Annotated in this window: 13 protein-coding genes and 1 pseudogene; 11 read left to right on the top strand and 3 right to left on the bottom strand. The window is 40.3% G+C overall.

Annotated elements, in window-relative coordinates; genetic code table 11:
• The first annotated feature begins 129 nt into the window (after nt 1-129).
• The 5 genes from SJ2017_RS07305 (at nt 130) to SJ2017_RS07285 (ending at nt 5,640) form a co-directional block, all read left to right on the top strand.
• A complete protein-coding gene (locus SJ2017_RS07305) occupies nt 130-528 on the top strand; it encodes an ATP-binding protein (RefSeq protein WP_080915337.1) in 399 nt (132 codons plus the stop codon).
• Between the two features lie 617 nt (nt 529-1,145).
• Entirely contained in the window at nt 1,146-1,541 is a 396-nt protein-coding gene (locus SJ2017_RS07300) for an STAS domain-containing protein (RefSeq protein WP_055023061.1), read from the top strand.
• Between the two features lie 55 nt (nt 1,542-1,596).
• On the top strand, nt 1,597-2,808 hold the full coding sequence (locus tag SJ2017_RS07295) for a polysaccharide biosynthesis/export family protein (protein ID WP_055023062.1): 1,212 nt from the start codon (nt 1,597-1,599) through the stop codon (nt 2,806-2,808).
• 10 nt (nt 2,809-2,818) lie between these two features.
• Nucleotides 2,819-4,417 (top strand): GumC family protein, encoded by a 1,599-nt coding sequence (locus SJ2017_RS07290; RefSeq protein ID WP_244899782.1) that lies wholly within the window; start codon nt 2,819-2,821, stop codon nt 4,415-4,417.
• Entirely contained in the window at nt 4,357-5,640 is a 1,284-nt protein-coding gene (locus SJ2017_RS07285; RefSeq protein ID WP_080915336.1) for an O-antigen ligase family protein, read from the top strand. The genes SJ2017_RS07290 and SJ2017_RS07285 overlap by 61 nt, the downstream gene beginning before the upstream one ends.
• 11 nt (nt 5,641-5,651) lie before the next feature.
• Here SJ2017_RS07285 and SJ2017_RS07280 read toward each other — a convergent pair whose 3' ends face one another.
• Complete coding sequence (locus SJ2017_RS07280) at nt 5,652-6,011, bottom strand: hypothetical protein (protein ID WP_080915335.1); 360 nt, start codon at nt 6,009-6,011, stop codon at nt 5,652-5,654.
• A gap of 404 nt (nt 6,012-6,415) precedes the next feature.
• Between SJ2017_RS07280 and SJ2017_RS07275 the strand changes: the two genes are divergently transcribed.
• The 6 genes from SJ2017_RS07275 (at nt 6,416) to SJ2017_RS07250 (ending at nt 14,165) form a co-directional block, all read left to right on the top strand.
• The gene (locus SJ2017_RS07275) at nt 6,416-7,747 is read left to right on the top strand and encodes an oligosaccharide flippase family protein (RefSeq protein ID WP_080915334.1); all 1,332 of its coding nucleotides are present in this window, start codon (nt 6,416-6,418) and stop codon (nt 7,745-7,747) included.
• 10 nt (nt 7,748-7,757) lie between these two features.
• Complete coding sequence (locus tag SJ2017_RS07270) at nt 7,758-8,816, top strand: glycosyltransferase family 2 protein (RefSeq protein WP_080915333.1); 1,059 nt, start codon at nt 7,758-7,760, stop codon at nt 8,814-8,816.
• 266 nt (nt 8,817-9,082) lie between these two features.
• Nucleotides 9,083-10,996, top strand: a complete 1,914-nt coding sequence (locus tag SJ2017_RS07265; RefSeq protein ID WP_080915332.1) for a WecB/TagA/CpsF family glycosyltransferase — start codon at nt 9,083-9,085, stop codon at nt 10,994-10,996.
• Between the two features lie 8 nt (nt 10,997-11,004).
• The gene (locus tag SJ2017_RS07260; protein WP_080915331.1) at nt 11,005-12,399 is read left to right on the top strand and encodes a sugar phosphate nucleotidyltransferase; all 1,395 of its coding nucleotides are present in this window, start codon (nt 11,005-11,007) and stop codon (nt 12,397-12,399) included.
• A 45-nt stretch (nt 12,400-12,444) separates the two neighbouring features.
• Entirely contained in the window at nt 12,445-12,837 is a 393-nt protein-coding gene (gene tagD, locus SJ2017_RS07255) for a glycerol-3-phosphate cytidylyltransferase (protein WP_055023069.1), read from the top strand.
• Nucleotides 12,838-12,944: 107 nt separating this feature from the next.
• The gene (locus tag SJ2017_RS07250) at nt 12,945-14,165 is read left to right on the top strand and encodes a CDP-glycerol glycerophosphotransferase family protein (protein ID WP_080915330.1); all 1,221 of its coding nucleotides are present in this window, start codon (nt 12,945-12,947) and stop codon (nt 14,163-14,165) included.
• An 8-nt stretch (nt 14,166-14,173) separates the two neighbouring features.
• Here SJ2017_RS07250 and SJ2017_RS07245 read toward each other — a convergent pair whose 3' ends face one another.
• Together SJ2017_RS07245 and SJ2017_RS07240 are read right to left on the bottom strand one after the other, a co-directional pair.
• Nucleotides 14,174-17,416: a DEAD/DEAH box helicase gene (locus tag SJ2017_RS07245; protein ID WP_080915329.1), complete on the bottom strand. Its 3,243-nt coding sequence runs from the start codon at nt 17,414-17,416 to the stop codon at nt 14,174-14,176.
• Between the two features lie 114 nt (nt 17,417-17,530).
• Nucleotides 17,531-19,482, bottom strand: a pseudogene (locus SJ2017_RS07240) (monovalent cation:proton antiporter family protein).
• Nucleotides 19,483-19,667 lie beyond the last annotated feature (185 nt).

The following is a 19,667-nucleotide window of genomic DNA, read 5'->3' as shown; positions in this document are numbered from 1 at the left end:
GAAGCTGTGGTGCCAAGATACAAGACAATCAGATAATTAAGATTGATTGATGCCAATGTTGATAACTAAATCATTTACTGCAAAGTAACCTAACCCATAAAGTGCTATAGCCACTTTTAAGGACTAACAATGAATAGTTTACAAATGAATTTAAACTTACAGCTCATGACACCTGAACAGATTTATGATGAAGTTGAGGCCTTTTTAATTGCTAACGAAATTGCCTCTCTGCAAAGGTTCAAATTAATGCTCTGTATCTTGGAGGCCGTTAATAATGTATCGCAGCATTGCCCTGATAACACAGAGGATGTGACCTTGTTAGTGCAAAACAACAAAGACAATATCGTCGTTGATATTCTTGATACTGCAGAGTTTGTTGAGCTTTCTGCGCCTAAAAAGTGCCCGACTAACGATAGACCTAATGGCAGAGGCCTGTGGATCATGGATCAATGGATGGACAAGGTAAACAAGAAAGCCACCGTATTAGGCACTCATCTGCGACTCTCATTAGAAAAGGCAGCAATTTGATGACCAACAAAAATTGCGCTGCCCCAAGCAAGACTGGCTACAAGTTTACATAGAACAAGCTTATTGCTGAATGATACTGAACTCTACCTCCTTCATTATTGTTTAAGCTTGTAGCCTTACTATTTGTCACCACTCCACTATTGCAACTTCTCATGCCGTATTCTCGTTCCTTTAATCATTGATAGAATCGAAACACTGTTACTTCTCTCACCTCTTGCTTCTCTTTGCCTCTTATTTATATTTACTTTTTATTAAGCCTGCTTATTTACCCTTTTATATCACTTAACACATAACTTCAGTATTGCGCTTTATCTCCATATTTAAACACCAGCATTCCAGCCTCTTAAAAATGTAATAGCCAGTCACAATTCTGCCTCAGATCAATTGATATGCGTTCATTTTGCAAATTGCAAACTGCAAACATCATCAAAACCCTCTGTTGCAAACAGCAATTTTCCTCTTCGCAAACAGCAAACCCAAATAGCAAAAAAACAAAACAAACACATAAACAATTGAAATAAAACGAATAAAAAGTTGGCATAGTACCTGCTATTAAAGACTACAAGCTTCAAATAAACAATACATATAGAAGCATCATTACAGTCTAGGAGCACGTTATGAAATTTGAATTAAAAGTAGCGCAACATGCGAGCGTAGTAACCCTACCAATCAGAATGTTTATGGCGCACACACCAACTTATAGAGCCGCACTTGTTGATTATATCGATAGAGGTCACACCCGTTTAGTCATCGATATGCAGCACCTTGAATATATCGACTCTAGTGGATTATCAGTGCTTATATCTGCAAGAAATCAAGCACTCAATTATCAAGGCAACATTGTTTTGTTATCGCCAACACCCGCAGTGAGATCACTGATTGAGCTAACACGTTTACATCATATTTTCGAAATCTTTGAAACGGAAAAATTAGCACTCGAGTTTTTACGTCACAGCAGCATTGTCGAAGAGTCTGATTTTGATAAACGTGTCATCGCTGATTTAGCCAGTTAATAAAAACTGACAATAACTGAAATTTTTCTAAACTAAACGTAAAGGGAATAACGCAATGAAAATGATTAATACTCTAATTTCAATCGCAATGGTCGCAAGTTTAACCGCTTGCGTCACCCCTTCGCAGCCAGCGCAACAGGACGTTTGTGATTTAGAAAAACAACTTACTAGCTGTCACTATTTTGGTCAGCAAACACCTTACAATCGAAAAGTCAGTGCGGTTACCTCAAACCATACCACTTTTCCAACCGCTCCAATCTTTGGTGACAAAGCCATGATTGTCGATGCAAGTAATCAAGCATTGTCATTATCAGTAGGTGACAAAATCTCGATTAACATCCTAAACGGTGAAGAATTCAGTAAAGATGTTGAAGTGGATGCCGATGGTAATATTTATCTACCTTACTTACCTGCAATTGCAGCAAAAGGCTTAACACTTAAACAGCTAAATACATATATCAATAAGCTACTAATTGATGAAAGGTTAATGTTAGCTCACGCAGTGCGCATTAGTATTTTACCTATCAGCTGGGCGCCAATTGAAATTACGACTTCAGGTGCGGTATTTGAACCTGGACAACACATGATCAATAAGAAACTACCGATAGAACTAAAAGATGACGGTAGTAATTATGCTGGTGACCAAGCTATTAACCGTAGTATTGGTGCCGCTGTAAAATCTTCAGGTGGTGTGCGCCCTGATGCTGATATTTCTGCGATTAAAGTTATCCGTAATGGTCAGGTTTTCAATATGGATTTACGTGGTATGCTAACAGGTGAAAAAGTACCCAGCATGACATTAATGGCTGGCGATCATGTTCATGTTCCATCGACACATTCGTTTAATGATCAACTTGCTAGACCTTCACAATTGACAGCTCCAGGGATCAGGGTATTTATGTCAAATTTAACACAGCCAGCTAGCTCAAACAGTCAGTCAGCGGTCGATCGTGAAGCAACACGTTTTCCATATGGTACTCGCTTACTCAATGGGGCTATCGCAGCTAACTGTGTGGGTGGTGCGCAATCAACTAACGCAAGTCGTTATGTGATACTTGTAACCAAGAATCCACTTTCAAATCAAATTGATGTTGTTGAGCGTTCAATTGATGGACTAATACAAAGCGCTTGGAATGATCAATCAAACCCAGTATTACTTCCTGGTGATGGTCTTGCATGTTATGACTCTCGTGTTACCAACATGCGCGAAATAGCAAGAACAGTGACTGAGTTAGTCGTACCAACCACCCTTATTGGATGGTTGTAAGGAGTCAGCAATGAGCCGAATTCATGATGAAGATAAGACTCAAACCAGCACGGATAGCCAAAAAGCGGCTCCTGTTATAGAACAGGCTATTGAAAAAGCCATTGCTGATAGTCAGCAACACACTGACCAACAAAATACTAAACAAGAAAAAGCCGACGACAACAATGACGAAACGAGTGAGCAAACAAGTTTCTCTGAACTTGCTTACTTATATTGGATAAAACGCGCCACATTAGAAGGCAGTAAACTGACGCCTAAATTGCGTAAACGCCTTTACCTTAAAACAGGTTTTGGCGCATTACTCATCATCTGGTTACTGGCAGGCATTTTCATTATGCTCACGCCAACGCAATACGTAAGCAAGTGGGTACTCATTTTACCTGGTGCAGCAGCGGGATCATCTTTAAGCCTTGATAGCTTAGGTCAAGCAAGTACCTCTAGTATTTCGCCTTACATGAGCTCTGCCATCGATCCACGAGAAAACTACAAAGCAATTTCAATGAGCACCTTGTTAATGCAAAGTGCAGCTCACTATCTTGATGTTCCAACATCAGCCATTAAAAAGCCTAAACTAAAACTACCCAGTCAAACAGGCTTAATGGAATACAGTATTAAAGCTGACAGTCCAGAAGCAGCTCAAGAGCGAGGCTGGGCAATGTATCGCTCGTTGCAAAATATTTTAGATGATTTACGCGCAGACGAAATTGCTTTACGTGAAATCGGAATAAAAGAAGGCCTTAAAAGTTATTCAACTCGAGTAAAAGAAACCCAAAAGCAACTTTTAGATTTTCAATCTGAGCGCGGCTTAGTCACACTTGACCAATTTAAAGAGTTAGCGATTACTATCGAACGTCTGAGACACAGTAAAGTCACTATGCTTGCCGAATTACAAGGGTTAAATGCAAGTTACTTTTTATACGAAAACCACTTGGGTTTAAGTGATGCCCAAGCAGCAATGTTGCTAAAGCTAAATAATGACAAACTGTTCCAACAATTAGTTGAAAAGCACAATACTGCAAACACTATGTATATCGAAAATGCTGGCAGATTAGGTGCCCGCCATCCTGTTTTAGTGTCATTAAAAGCAGAGTTAGACAGTATTTTAGACAGCATGAAAAAACGCTTTAATACCGTGATCGGTTTTCAAGATGAAAAACTACTCATGATGCTCACTGTTGATGACGTTGATGGTCGAGCTGAAATGATGCAAGAATTCATCACACTCGCCTCTAATCGCAAAGCGACCCAGTCAGAAGTTGACTCGTTAACTGCTCAAATCAATCAATGGGAACAACGTTTACAACACAGCAATGACGATGCAGCGAAACTTGCAGACTTACAGCGAGAACATCAATTAGCTTCGGCAGTATTAACTTCAGCCATGGCAAAAATGGATGTTGGTAAATCAGATATTTACACCGCTTACCCAATGTTGCAGTTACTATCAGCACCAAGTTTGCCTGCATCACCCGATAAACTCGCCATTATTTTGATTATTTTCGGCGGTATATGTGCATCATTCATGTCATTAGTAGGACTAAGCATTTTATGGATTCGCAAACCATTATTACGGAAAATGTTGACGAAAAAATCATCTACAACTGCATAAGTTTTAGTTACTTATTCTGGTTATTAGGTGCGCTTTACGTCATTGCACCTGTGATTGCTTGGATTCTATTTTTGCGACTTCTTGTCAAAAAGTTAGATAACCAACCCGCATTTCGTATTAGCATCACACATTATGTTTGGGTACTAGGCATGTGGGTCATGTTAATTGCGTTGGTTGTTGGCCACCTGCAATTTGGCCTTGGCACGGGCAAACTTATAAAATCCTCCATTGGCTGGGCTAAAGGTTGGGCTTTATTAGCGATATTCCCTTTAATCGGTTGCTTACCTATTCGACCTGAAATTATTTACCGCGCAAGTTGTCGAGTTTGCAAACACACCATCCTGTTATTCCCTGTGTTTGTATTTGCATGGGTCGCTGGTTTACCTAGCACTTTATATGTTTCCCCTTTAAGCATCATTGGTGGCCCAGGGCCTGAGTTTTTTAGTGTCAGCCTTTATGAAATTGATCCAGGGAGCGGTGTACCACGTTGGCGACTATTTACTCCGTGGGCACCTGCACTGGGGATGCTAGGGAATTTGTACTTTATTTTTGCCTTACAAGAAAAAAATGCAACATGGAGAAGATGGGGCTACGGCGGCAGTTTACTGATGATCCTCATGTCACAGTCTCGACTTGCCATCGTCTGCTACCTTGCATTAATTGGCTTTTTTACCACGTTACGCTTTGTGCGTTCTCCTTGGTTGTACTTATTGCTCAGCCCTTTGATGTTATTTGTCGGTGTTATCGGTGAATCCACCATTTCTAAAATTGAGCAAAGTATCGATGCCGTTAAAGCGGCTCGCGCCGACTCTACTCGAGTAAGACAAGCTTTGGCAGATATCGCTGTTGAACGGTGGATGAACGAAGCGGTTGTTTTTGGCCATGGTATTGTCGAGCGAGGCCCACATATGGTGGAGTATATGCCTATAGGTTCGCATCACACTTGGTACGGATTGCTATTTGTTAAAGGCGTTGTAGGTGCTGTCGCGTTAGCCATCCCTATGTTAGTCACCTTTATCACCTTGCTAATACGCCTTTTTAGCAACCCATTAGCCAAAGTAGGCATGGCTATCTTACTTATGCTAGGACTGTATACCTTTGGGGAAAATTTAGAAATTCTCGCCTATTTATTTTGGCCAGGCCTTATTGTATTAGGCATGGCCCTTCGCGCTGAAGAGCCTGACGACGTATTTGCTAAAGCAGATGCACCGGATGCTCCATAACAAATGAATGCTTATAGCTTTTTAAGAATAAATTGGCACCATTGAACATCATCTCTTGCAGGCACGTCTGCCTGCCCTCTAATGCCAAGTTTAAATTCAATGACTGATTGCCATTCATCTGAGCCAATATCTGGACCATGTCCTTGGCCGTCACCAGCACTCACTTTTTCAGCAATAACTAAAAACTCCTGCTCTCCACACTGTTCCAGCATTTCTACCGAAACTTGTTCTTTTGCAGCAACGTCTTGCTCTTCACCGCAACCTATCAGAAACCCAGATATAAGAAATGTACCAATCAATAACCTTAGGTCTGGGAAGCTCATTTTGATTGCTTTTGCTGCTTTTAATTTTATTGTTCTTACTTTAATCACTATTTATACCTCAAGGTTAATCGCTCTATCCCAGCACAAGTTTATCTTTAAATACCACTTAATATGAAGTCACTTAATATGAAGTCACCTAATACGATCTTATATCCATCACGTTTTTAAATTATTAGCATACTCATTACTTGAACTAGACAGACATCAAGCCCCTGACTTCCTTACTGACAGAGTGAAATTTCCCCCAAAAAGCAGATTTATTGCAAATTGCATTCTGCAATCCTCCACTTTCAAAATGCTAACTTCACATATTCAGCTTTAACAAACAAAAACAAAACAACACAAAATCAACAACTTAAAAGTTGGCACAATAACTGTAATACCTAGGTATCAACGCAACTTGCTCTCAATGCTAAACAGCAAAATGCAATTTAATATCAAGGATAGCGGTCATGCAGAACATCACTAAGCTTCAATCACAATCGAAGCAAACACTGAATCAAAAGCTAGCGCTTAATGAGATGCTTAATCAAGGCATACGTTCATTAGGTAAAAACCTTTTATGGTTAGCTAGTGCACAATTCAGCGGTCGAGTAGTGAGACTAGGTGCAAGCGTTATAACGGCTCGATTATTGACCCCAGAGATATTTGGTCAAGTAGCAATCGTATTAACCTTATTTGAATTAATCTGCACTCCTACAAGACGTATCACTTCCGCTGCATTAATTCGTATGAATGACAGCGACTATAGTGACAACCTTGCTAGCGCTAACCTTATCAACCTTGCCAGCTGTGTGATTGCATTTGCTTTAATGAGCTTAATCAGTGTTCCACTTGCATATTACTATCAAGATACGCAATTAGTGCTGCCAATTATCTTTGTTGCATCAAGCTACCTACTTTTACCTTTTGGGATGATGTACGCAACGGCCAACTTACGTAATAACAATATGCGTAAAGTGGCAAGTGCAAACTTATGGCAAACCATAGGTGATGGCGTGTTAACAGCAACCTTAGCCTTAAGCGGTTTTGGATTATGGGCCATTATTATCCCAAAAGTGGTGATGGTATTGGTTTGGATATACATCCATAAAAAAGACACCAGATTACCAGTAAGCACTCAAAAGCCGTCTGCCAATCAAGTTAAAGCACTGCTTAACTTTAGTGTACCAGTAAGTTTAAGCGACTTAATTAATACCCTAAGACAGAGCATTGATTACCTTGTTATTGGCTATTTCATGGGTGTTGAAGCACTTGGCGTTTACTTCTTTGCTTACAACGTCAGCTTGGGCGTCAGTCTTGGTCTAGTACAAAGTTTTGGCACTGCTTTTTACTCTCACATTTGCGGCAGTAACCCAACATCAGATGGTCAGTCAGCACAGCAGAAATATCGTAGTAGTGTCATAGCAATCACCGCGATTGCTGCGCCAATCATTATCTTACAAACCAGTTTAGCGCCATTGTATGTCCCTTTTGTCTACGGCGAGCAATGGATAAGCACAGATGCAATTTCGGTTTTCGTATTTTTATGTTTAAGCGGTTTAGTTCGTCCGATGGCTGAAGCAGCCAGCCAACTACTGTTGGCACATGGACACAGCCATTTAAATTTCAAACTAAATATCTCTATCACCGCCCTTTTAACACTGGTTATCAGTATCGCTAGCCAGTTTGATTTAACCACCGTCGCATGCAGCGTAATGGTGACTTACTTAATCATCATGCCTTGGCTTTGCTGGTACAGCAGCCGCATCACTTTTACTCAATCAACTGTTATAAACAGTTAAGGAAAACACTATGTCTCCAAGAATCTCAGTCGTCATGCCAGTTTATAATGTTGAAAAATTCGTTAAATCAGCAATTGAATCTGTATTGAGTCAAACATTTGATAATTTTGAATTACTTATTATTGATGACCGCGGCGATGACCGCAGTATCCAAATCTGTAAACAATTTGTTGGCGACCCACGTGTGCACATTATTCGTCACGCTAAAAATAAAGGGTTAGCAGCAGCGAGAAACACTGGTATACGTCATGCACTAGGTGAGTATATCGCTTTTATTGATTCCGATGATTTATGGCACTCAGAAAAACTAGCTCGTCACGTGGCACATTTAGAAAGCGATCCACAAATCGGTGTTAGCTTTTCTCGCTCAAGTTTCATTGATTACACAGGCAAGTTTATTGATTTTTATCAAATGCCAAAACTAACTGATATTGATGCTGCACACTTATTATGTCGCAACCCTGTTGGTAATGGCAGCGCACCAGTCATTCGCCGTACTACATTAAATGACATTCGCTACCAATCAATGAGTACTGCAGAACGTTATAGCTGTTATTTTGATGAGAGCTTCCGTCAATCTGAAGATATTGAATGTTGGTTACGTATTGCTGCAACTACCTCTTGGAAAATTGAAGGCTTACCAGAGCCACTAACGTATTACCGTCTTAATCATGGTGGTTTATCTGCAAATCTAATGAAGCAATATGCTTCGTGGGAAAAGATGATTGAAAAAGCACGTGATTTCGCGCCTACGCTACTTGCACGCCATGAGAAAGCCGCGCGTGCTTACCAGTTACGTTATTTATCAAGACAAGCGATTCGCTTAGGCGATGGCGCAGCAGCAGTAAAACTGGTAAACCAAGCGATTTCGACATCACCAAGTATTTTGCAATCAGAAACGGGTCGTACAGTAACCACTTTAATTGCAGCTTATGCGCAATGGGTAATGCCTTCTTGGGGATACCTGGTTATCGAAGGCGTCGGTCAAAAATGTATTAGCATGATGCAAAAACTTCGCATTGCGAAAGATGGCGTATCAAGTGAGTTTATGCAAGACAACAAACTGTAAACGCATCACTGACCTTAAAATGCCTTTATAAGGCCAAGATAAACTTGAGTGAATTATCGATATATGAAAAAGCTTCCCTGTTTGGCTTTGCAGACTTGTTTGCAATCTGCAAAGCCGACTTTTTCATTATGGTAATCGCCTGTTACCAACCATTCCTCAAAACAGTAAAAATCAATATAATAACCTAAATAACAACAACTTAAAAAGTTGGAACGCTTCCTGCTTTACCAAGGTATCAATTACGTCGATCCTGTGTGAGGCAACATATGAAAACTGCACCTAACAACACTCATTCACATAAAACGCCTATTAGCATCTTAGTTTTCGACTGGGTTGTGGCTTGCAGCATTCTGATCTTATCAAGCCCGATTTGGGTAGTGAAAGTGGCATTCCTTGCCTGTTCTAAGCATCCTATTTTCGAAACACTTTTTATTCATTCTGGTGGAAAGGAAGTTGCGATTCGGACATTCTCACAAGGCCGATTTTCGACACTCCCTTTGCTGTTTAGTGTCTTAAAAGGCCAAGTTGGATTGTTAGGTACGTCATTTGAGTACGCCGTATTTGAGCCAAGCCACGCTAACCAGCGCCCAGGGATCTTATCAGTTGAACAAATGCAGCGTCGTATGGGCATTACGCATATCAATACTAACCCAAATACAGTGCCAACATTTGGCCTCTTCGGTTATGTATCGAACATTTTTAAATGCCTAATCAGCAAGTTAGTGGTTGTTTCAACACAATTAAACTACCCAAAACAGTTTAATCTTTTAGGTGTCGATATCGATAACAACACCATGGATGAAAGTATTGAGTTACTTATCCATTCATCACAATCGACTAGCACTAAACAATTTGCTTTCGTAAATGCCGATTGTTTAAACATTGCAGCGAGTGACTCTAACTATCGCGATACGGTAAACCAATGCGACCAGGTGTTTGCCGATGGAAGCGGTATTAGGATTGCTTGCCAGCTACATCATATCGGCCTTAAAGATAATGTTAACGGCACAGATATGCTGCCATTACTTTGCGAGAAAGCATCCTTAATTGGCATCAAATTATTCTTCTTAGGAGGCAAAGGTAACACTGCCGACGAAGCCGCAGCTAACTTGGCTGCGCAATATCCAAACCTTGAGATTGTAGGCTGTCACCACGGTTACTTAACCGATGAAAATGAGCAGCAAGTTATTGAACAAATCAATCAATCTGGAGCACACATCTTGTTAGTTGGCATGGGCGCACCTAAACAAGAGGCTTGGATACGTCAGCATAAATCAGCACTTAGCGTTGGAGTTGCTGTTGGTGTGGGTGGATTATTTGATTTCTTTGCCAATAACGTTTCAAGAGCACCAATTGCGGTAAGACAAGTCGGTATGGAGTGGGTATGGCGCTTAGCCCAAGAGCCAACACGTATGTGGAAACGTTATGTGGTTGGTAACCCACTTTTTATCGCTCGAGTATTAAAGCAAAAACGTTTAAGTCATGCATCTATTGAACAAGCACCTACAAACATTGCAACTAATCTAGGCCAAGTGAACAACCAACATAAGCGTCGCTGGTATTTCTTTGGAATCAAATGTGGTCAATTTGCAAAACGCACATTTGATATTGTGGCCGCTAGCATTTTGCTAATCCTATTGGCGCCTTTGTTCCTGCTCACCGCCTTATGTATCCGTGTTGAATCAAAAGGAGCAATCTTTTTTTCACAAACTCGAAGTGGTCGTAACAATCAACCATTCACGATGTGGAAGTTCCGTTCAATGTATATTGATGCTGAAGAAAGACTAGAAAAAATAAAGAAAAACAATGAAATGCAAGGTGGTGTAATCTTTAAGATGAAAAAAGATCCGCGTATCACCACGATAGGAAAACTGATAAGAAAGGCTTCAATTGACGAATTACCGCAACTTTGGAACGTATTAATTGGTGATATGTCACTAGTTGGCCCAAGACCTGCACTACCTAATGAAGTAAGCCAATATCAGTTAAGTGACCGTCGCAGATTGGGAGTTAAACCAGGTATAACCTGCATATGGCAAGTTAGCGGACGTTCAGATATCCCTTTTGATAAGCAAGTAGAACTCGACATTGACTATATCTACAAGCAATCACTAAAAGAAGATATCAGCTTGTTATTGAAAACCATTCCGGCAGTACTTTTGGCGCGCGGCGCCTACTAGGAGACATTATGCAAGCTATCGTATTTGCAAATCGTACAGGCAATGAATTAGCCCCTTTAAATCAACAATACTGCCCAGCACTTTTGCCCGTTGCTAATAAAGCATTGGTTGAATATACCTTAGAAGACTTAGCGTCAGCAGGTGTTACCGACGTGAAGCTAGTCATCTGTAGCGACGCAAAAAAAATCGAAAGCCAACTCGGAAATGGTCAGCAATGGGGATTAAAAATAGATTACTTCTTAAGCAAACCTGAAGAGCAAGTTAATAGCGTGCTGTCTCGCATGAGCATCAACAAAGACACCCAAGCATTAGTGGTTCGTGGAGATATGTTACGCAGTCCTTGTTTGGGTCGTTTTATTGAATTTGCCAGTCTAATGCCATCAAAGTTTGTGCATGCAAAAATGTCACAGCGTAATCCAGCAATGATGATGCTACCTGCTGGTTGGAAACATCATGAGTTAATGAACTGGCCGCTTGAGACGAAAGAAGTTAACCATGCAGATAGTGTTGCGCAATTACTTCATGGTGAATGCTTTTACTTAGATAGTTTAGCTGCCTATGTTGAAGCATCTGAATATGTCATCAACAGTCGTGATTTTTGCGTTAAAGGTCGTGCGATAGCGACAAACAATACCAAGCAACATTTGATTGTTGAAGCGCAATGTCAATTACCTGATTTATCAAAAACAGATGTATATGGCGCCATCGGCGAGTTTACAAAAGTATCTCCAAAAGCATCGCTTACTGAAGGCGTGGTTGTCGGTGAGTACTGCTTTATTGAAGATAGCACCATTCAAAACAGCATCATTTTACCTAACTCATATGTTGGACCACAGCTCAGTGTAAACAATAAAATCATCTCGCAAGACTTGATGATAGACCCGCAAACCAATAGCTGGACTCGTATTGAAGATCCCAGTCTTATTGCCAAGTCAGTTCAAGAGCCAACGCAATATAATACGTTAGTTCAGCGTGCAGGATTACTCATACTATACGTCCTATTATCGCCACTTTTACTGACGTTATTTTTATGTGCATGCATTAATAAACCCAGAAAACCCATAGTAACTGACACCGTTGTTAGCAATGATAATCAACCGATTAAAGTACACAAGTTCAATATTGCCAACCCTAGTTTTGCATTATTACCTCAACTTTGGAGTGCTGCAAAAGGAGACCTCAATTTGTTTGGTGCCTCAACGCAATTCCAAAGCAAAATCAATAGCTCAACGCCATATGGTGTTTATGGACCAGTACAACTTAATTTTGATGAAACAACTCCAATCGAAGAAGTCCAAATGGTTGAAATAGAATTTGAACAAGCGAATAAACCACAATATTTAATCAACCTATTGCAACAGCAAATGAATAAAGCCAATACGGACATCGTTATAAAAGGTTAACCCTAATACTCATTTATCGCATGAATACGATTAAGGAATATCATTATGAAAACGATTATAACTTACGGTACTTTTGATTTATTTCACTTTGGTCACGTTAGATTACTGGCTCGATTAAGCGAAATGTGTGACCAACTTATTGTTGGGGTGTCCACCGACGAATTTAATGCAATGAAAGGCAAAGCTGCATTTTTCAGTTATGAGCAACGCAGTGAAATCATTGCCGCTTGTAAATATGTATCTAAAGTCATCCCTGAGCAAAACTGGCAACAAAAAAGCACCGATATAGAGAAATTTGATGTCGATGTTTTTGCTATCGGTGACGACTGGGAAGGTCAATTTGATCATCTAAAAAGTCAATGTGATGTGTTATATCTTACTCGTACCGATGATATTTCAACGACTGAAATTAAAAATAATCTTGCAGTGCCTGCTTAATCGCAGGCAGGTAACATTTTTAATAAATTTCTTTTATATCTGGCAGTTAACTTGATTAGTGCTATTCTGTATTTAACGGATTTTTTCAATTGTTATGGGATCATAAATTGGGCCAATACATTGTCAACAGCATCAGGTTTGTAGTCACTCAATCCATCTATTTTATTGCAGCCTTGTTTCCAAGAACTCAAAAGGCTGTGATGGGAAGCTATAAAAACAAATTCGCAGATAATAGTAAGTACCTATACCTGCATTGGCAACAAGCGAAAACGATTCGCTCTATTTGGATTTCCGGTGACAAAGATGTCATTGCTCAACTGACCATTCAAGGTTATGAAGCTTATTATCGTTGGAGTATAAAAGGCATTTTCCATGCCCTTACTGCCAAATATTACGTGTATAACAGCTATATTGGAGATGTGAATCAGTACTTTGCCAATGGAGCTGTCAAGATTAATTTATGGCATGGCTCGCCATTAAAACGTATTGAATATGATATCAATAACGGCCCATTATTCTCGGTTTATCACCCTCAGAGCTTGCATCAAAAGTTTGTCTCCGTAACGCAATACCACCAGCAAAGAATTGCTCCAGATTACATGATTGCACCAAGCGATTTAGTCTCAGCATTATTTGCTACAGCTTTTCATATTAGCGAGCACCATATGTTGTTATCGGGCAATCCTCGTACAGATTTTTATCAGCGATACCCTAAATCAACATCCATAATACAAACATTGAAACAGAATAATAATGTGTCGCAGGTGTTATTGTACGCCCCTTCTTGGCGCGACAGTGGTATTGCGGGTGATAGGGAAACTCGCACTAACCCTTATCTACAAGCCATTAATTTTGAGAGCTTATCGGAAGCACTCGTCTACAATAAGCAGCTATTATTATTGCGCTTACACCCTAATGAAGCTGATTTAGCCAATGATATTAGTCACTATCCAAATATTATTAATATCTCTGATTGGCAGGATACTTATGAAATCATCAATGACGTTGATTTACTGATCACAGACTATTCATCTTTATACATAGACATGTTGCAGACCCGAGCCGACATTGTGTTTTTTCAATTCGATCATCAAGAATATCAAGCTGATAGCCGCCAGTGTTACCCCTACGCAGAGAGCCTCCCCATGGCAGGCGAAGTCATTTTTGAATTTGATGTACTGTTAAAGTATTTGCACACCATGGGTGAAAGCCCCAATATTGCCTCGTTAACACACAAAAAAAATAGAGCTGAGTTAACTCAGCTCTATTGGCAATATCAGCATATTGAAAGCTTTACTGTACTTGATAATTTAGTCAGTCAATCTTAGCAGCTACATTATCTCAATAGTGCCAGTAAGTCATCGGCATTGCCTTGCCACTGACTCTTGGCACTTCCAGCGAGAATACTATCAGCAAGACTTTGTTTATGTTGCTGCATTTCTTGAATTTTCTCTTCAACTGTACCTTGAGCAATTAGCTTATAAACAAATACTGGATTTAGCTGACCAATGCGGTGCGCTCGGTCGGTCGCTTGTTTTTCTGCTGCGGGGTTCCACCATGGATCAAAGTGAATCACCGTGTCTGCAGCGGTTAAATTAAGCCCTGTTCCGCCCGCTTTTAAACTGATTAAAAATACCGGCACATCTCCCTCTTGAAACGCATCGATTTCATCTTGGCGCTGTCGAGTTTGGCCGGTTAATTTACTATATGGAATCCCCATATTAATAAACTCTTGTTCAATCAATGCCAGCATACCTGTGAACTGGCTAAAGATAAGGATCTTTCGGCCTTCTTCAACCATTTCTGGCACGTTTTGCGTCAGCCAAGTTAACTTCGCATTATCTTCAACGTATTGGGCTTGTTCTAACTTAACCAGTCTAGGATCGCAACAGGCTTGGCGTAGTTTTAATAACGCATCTAAAAACTCAATATGACTGCTTGAAACACCTTGTTTTGCAAAGAGTTCTCGCAGTTTTTTCTCCATCACTAAGCGGATACTTTCATATAAGTTACGTTGATCTTTTTCCAGTTCAAGGGTTTGTACTATGATGGTTTTTTCAGGTAACTCCGACATCACTTCGTTTTTAGTACGACGTAGTAAAAATGGCGCAATTCGGTTTAGCAAAATAGCTGACTTTTCAGTATCTGCTTGTTTCTCAATTGGGCCACGAAACTCTTTATTAAAGTAAGCATGTTGGCCTAATAATCCTGGTAAACAAAAATCCATTAACGACTTTAATTCACCTAAATGATTTTCTAACGGTGTGCCTGACAAACACAAACGGAATTGAGCTTTAAAAGTCTTTAACGCTTGGGTCACTTTTGCTTGCGCATTTTTGATTTGTTGTGCTTCATCTAAAATAATGTGCTCAAAGCTATATTCGCTATACACCATTTCATCACGTAAAATCAGAGGGTATGTGGTGACAATGACATCAAACTCTTCGATTTTTTCGAGTAATGCTTGACGCTTGTTGCCATGAATAACCAACACTTTTAAATCGGGAGTAAACTTTTGCGCTTCTTTATACCAGTTACCCACTAAACTAGTAGGACAAACGATAAGACTCGGTCTTGGTGTTAATGACGTCGTGCTGCTCGAGTCAATATTTTGCGCTTTCATCTGTTTGGATTTTAATAAAAATGCCAATGTCTGTAACGTCTTACCTAAGCCCATATCATCAGCAAGAATACCGCCCAGTTGATATTCTTTTAAAAAGCACAACCAATCAAACCCTTGTTTTTGATAGTCTCGCAAAGTGGCATTAAGCCCTGTGGGCAATGCAACTGACTCAATCCCTTTAAACTCGGCTAATTTTGTCGCTAAATGCCTGACTCTTTCACCATTGAGTAATCTAATATCGCTTTCTGACAATTCATTAAGCAAATCAGCTCGGTTACGTGGGACTTCGAGAACATCACCACCGCCTCGCTGAAATAACTCCTGAATCACCGAAATTAGCGGCTTAATTGTTTTGGCTTTAATTTTGACAAACCGTCCATTTGGCCCGGGTAAAATAAGCTCTTGCTCATCATCAGGCTCACCATTTTGCTGGAGCCAACGGGCAACAAGGCTCAACAGCGGCACACTCTGCCCTTCGATATCAGCATTTAACGATAACGAAAACCAACCACTATCTTCATCGTCATCTAAATCTACCTCAATATCTGCATCAACAATGTTTAAGTCAAAGTCAGCAGCAAACTCCACGTTATAGCCTAAATCTTCTAAGGTCATAATGCCAAAAGTCGTGAGTTGCGCCCACTCGTTAACCATCTCTGGCATTAAACCAAGGCTAAAATAGCTAACATGTTGATTGTTATAGGTCAGGATACTGTTATCAATCGCCTGTAACTGTAGGCTTTCAAGACATTCAAGTGCTTGAGCTTCTAACTCAAGCTCTCGATGTATTTGATATTGCACCTTACCTTGTTTGATAAGATTAATTTTTTCTCGGCTTTTTCTACCAGCAATGCTGATATCACCATACAGAAACTCGATTTGTAGCACAGGCTGCATGATAGGACTGTCATTTAGCTGTGCCATCGTAAAGGTTAGCGAGACTTTGAGCGGATCTTCTATCTCATGAAATTCAATCTCACTGGGAACTGGCACACTTTTAGGTGAAAAATGACGCAGCATTTTATCGCTAATATCATCCACCTTATCTAATGGCACTGGCGGCATTTGCTGCAGCAGCTTTAATTTATCTACTGATAAATCCGTGTCTAAATAGCCAACTTTTAAATAATCTAAGTCAACGAACATTGGTGGGTTGGTAGCGATAAACTCCCAATTATCTAGCTCTGGCATACTCATGCTAATTTGAGTATGACGGGTGTCAGTTTCTTGCCAAACAAAATCAGGAGCCAGTTTAGAAGTTAACGTTAAAGGTGTGCGATTCTCTTCCCAGAAACACGTACCAAGCTCAAGCATTTTTGTTAATGCAAGAGCGCAAATTTCGCCCTCAAGGTATATTTTTGAAGCACTTTTTGAAGAAGATAACAGCAAGCTAATAATCTGACTATCTTCAGGGCTGATCCACCAAGGTAGATGATATTTAACATCATTTAAGGCAATTTTACTGCCCTTATTAAACTGTTGTTTTTTATTTAGCTTACTGCGCTTAAAGTCGACAAAAATGCCATGATGGTCGCTAGAAAGCGTGAAAATAATTCGATCTTTTTCTTCATCTTCTTCTGTGGCGTGCACTAAATCTTGCTTTTCAAGCTGCATCAACCACTGGCTTAATCGTTGTTCTTCAACTGGTTTTTTATCAATTAGCGCTAACAAGGCGGCTGCAACATGCTTACAGTTGGAGCCGACAGGGCAAGTACAATGTGATTTCATCACGATTTTGTGATTTACATTTACCAGAGTAATGTCTTGGCGATAAGGCTCGATCGCAGAGCCAGCCACATAAGATTCAACATTATGATTTTCTTGGCTTGCGTGCACTTCAAGCACTCGGCCTTCAATGAGATAATTCTGCGCTTTTTGTAATTGAACTGATGAAAATAACTTAGCAATCAACTCTAAGCTTATTTTGATAGGAAGATTAAACAATTTGGCCGACATGACTATCCCATACAAGCAGTAACCACATGGCTACTCAACAACAAACGTAACTAGCCATTGTATGGAAGAAGATGGCAAAATTCTACTGTAATTAGCCATCTTCAAAAAAAACCATCAACCTTGCAATAAATACTCTTCTGCAGCCTCTATTGAGCGTGGTTTACCAACCAACATGATGATGTCATTACGCTCGAAAACCCAGTCTTCTGGTGCAGGACTTATCTCCTCGCCTTCCTTCTTACAGCTCTAAGTTCAACACCTAACTGAGACCAAGGGATTTTAGCGATGCGCTTACCAACCGCATTAGAACCAGTATCTAACGACACCGCATGCAGTAGCTCTAAGGTCATATCCGTCTCAGCTCCAGTAAAAAAGCCATGAAGATATTGGTAATGGTTACGCCTTTCTGATTCTAATCGCTTAATAATTCTTGGTAGTGGCACCCCACATTTGTATAGCACTTGTGATACCAGCATTAAGCTGCCTTCAAGCTTTTCGGGAATAACCTGTGTGGCGCCCATCTCTTTTAAACTATCAAGCTCTGCATCATCCGTGGTTCTCACTAAAATCTTAGTATCTGGCGCCAATTTTCGCGACAGAGCCAGGCAATCTTCCACTTGGCGAGACTCTCCAAATGTAATGACCACCATGCTGGCACGACGTATACCAATTTGTTTTAATAACCCCATTTTACAAGCGTCACCGAAAAATACAGGTTCGCCAGCATTCTTAGCTTCTGACACTCTCGTAGGGTCAAGATCTAACACCACAAATGGCACTGCTTCTTTTTTCAAAAATCGGGCGATGGTTTGCCCCACTCGGCCGTAACCAAGAATTAATACTAAATCCCCGTCTTCTGGTGGCGGCAATTGAAACTCATCTTCAATCTGTTTTTTACGTGATGTTTTACCTTCGATAGCCTGCGCTATTTCAACACTGTTTCTGATAAGCCAAGGCGCAATTGACATAGACAAAACGGCCACCATGACAAAAATGGTACTCATTTGAGTTTCTAATAGCTGATAATTAACCGCCAACGCTAACAGTACAAAACTAAACTCACCCACTTGTGCCAAGCTAATGGCTGTACTTAACGCCACTTTAAACTGTTCACCGCCCAACTTTAAAATACCGAATACCACGACAGTTTTAGTCACTAAAACAGCAACTAAAATTAATAGAATTTGCCACCAAAATTGCGCAACAATCGTAAAATCTAGCAGCATACCGATAGAGATAAAAAACAGACCCATTAAGAGATCTCTAAATGGTCTTATATCAGCTTCAAGTTGACGACGATATTGACTCTCACCCAATAACATACCCGCAATAAAAGCACCGAGCGCCATCGATAAACCTAACCACTGAGTAAAGGCTCCTGTGACTAATACAACAACTAAGGTGGATAACACGAACAATTCATTTGAACGAGAACGAGCTATTTCGTCAAAAATTCGAGGTAACACCCACTTACCGAAAGACATCAAACCAATGAATGCCAAAATGCCTGTAAGCATACCCCAAGCAATATCTAGAAAGCCTATCGGCTCACCATTGGTTGATAATAAAGGTAAGATAATTAATAGCGGCACCACTGCAATATCTTGAAAGAGCAGCACACTGACAGAGAGCTCGCCGTGACGTCTTCGCATCCACCCTTGCTCGTTAACCAGCTTTAATACAATCGCCGTTGAAGACAATGCAACTGCAGAACCAATAACAATGGCTGAAATCATATCTTGGCCAAATAGCAGTGCCACCAAACCAGCTAACAGCGCAGTAAAGGTCACTTGCGCACTACCTAAGCCAAATACCGTTCTTCGCATTGACCACAACTTAGGTACAGAGAATTCAAGCCCTAAACTGAACATCAATAACACAACGCCAAGCTCAGCCACTGAATGCATTTGCTGCTGGGTGAACCAATGAAAACCGCTAGGACCGCTCACTACTCCTGTGAGTAGGTAAGCAAGAATGGGAGGTAAACCAAATCGCCTTAGCAGTGAAATAGCCACAATAGCTATCACGAGCATTGAGAGAATATGGATAAAGATGCTGTGCTCCATAAATGCGAGTTCTCCGAGTCAATAAAATAGCGATTCAATGAAACAGTCTATTAACAATAAAACCAATTAACAATAACCTTATGATAATTAGTAACTAAAAATATCAGGCACAGTTTTTGCTTACATTTTGATACAGGTAAAAACAATTTTATTTATATGTTTCGCATTCGCATGTATTTGCATCA

Origin of the sequence: Shewanella japonica (genome assembly GCF_002075795.1) — a bacterium.
Classification (GTDB): domain Bacteria; phylum Pseudomonadota; class Gammaproteobacteria; order Enterobacterales; family Shewanellaceae; genus Shewanella; species Shewanella japonica.
Note: the sequence above shows the minus strand (reverse complement) of the source record. Positions and strands in the feature narration are given on the sequence as shown.

Excerpts from the sequence above, each read along its gene's own strand:
- SJ2017_RS07260 (WP_080915331.1), top strand. The coding sequence starts at position 11,005 with ATGCAAGCTATCGTATTTGCAAATCGTACAGGCAATGAATTAGCCCCT.
- tagD (WP_055023069.1), top strand. The coding sequence starts at position 12,445 with ATGAAAACGATTATAACTTACGGTACTTTTGATTTATTTCACTTTGGT.
- SJ2017_RS07265 (WP_080915332.1), top strand. The coding sequence starts at position 9,083 with ATGAAAACTGCACCTAACAACACTCATTCACATAAAACGCCTATTAGC.
- SJ2017_RS07305 (WP_080915337.1), top strand. The coding sequence starts at position 130 with ATGAATAGTTTACAAATGAATTTAAACTTACAGCTCATGACACCTGAA.
- SJ2017_RS07275 (WP_080915334.1), top strand. The coding sequence starts at position 6,416 with ATGCAGAACATCACTAAGCTTCAATCACAATCGAAGCAAACACTGAAT.
- SJ2017_RS07270 (WP_080915333.1), top strand. The coding sequence starts at position 7,758 with ATGTCTCCAAGAATCTCAGTCGTCATGCCAGTTTATAATGTTGAAAAA.
- SJ2017_RS07295 (WP_055023062.1), top strand. The coding sequence starts at position 1,597 with ATGAAAATGATTAATACTCTAATTTCAATCGCAATGGTCGCAAGTTTA.
- SJ2017_RS07245 (WP_080915329.1), bottom strand. The coding sequence starts at position 17,416 with ATGTCGGCCAAATTGTTTAATCTTCCTATCAAAATAAGCTTAGAGTTG.
- SJ2017_RS07290 (WP_244899782.1), top strand. The coding sequence starts at position 2,819 with ATGAGCCGAATTCATGATGAAGATAAGACTCAAACCAGCACGGATAGC.
- SJ2017_RS07285 (WP_080915336.1), top strand. The coding sequence starts at position 4,357 with ATGGATTCGCAAACCATTATTACGGAAAATGTTGACGAAAAAATCATC.
- SJ2017_RS07300 (WP_055023061.1), top strand. The coding sequence starts at position 1,146 with ATGAAATTTGAATTAAAAGTAGCGCAACATGCGAGCGTAGTAACCCTA.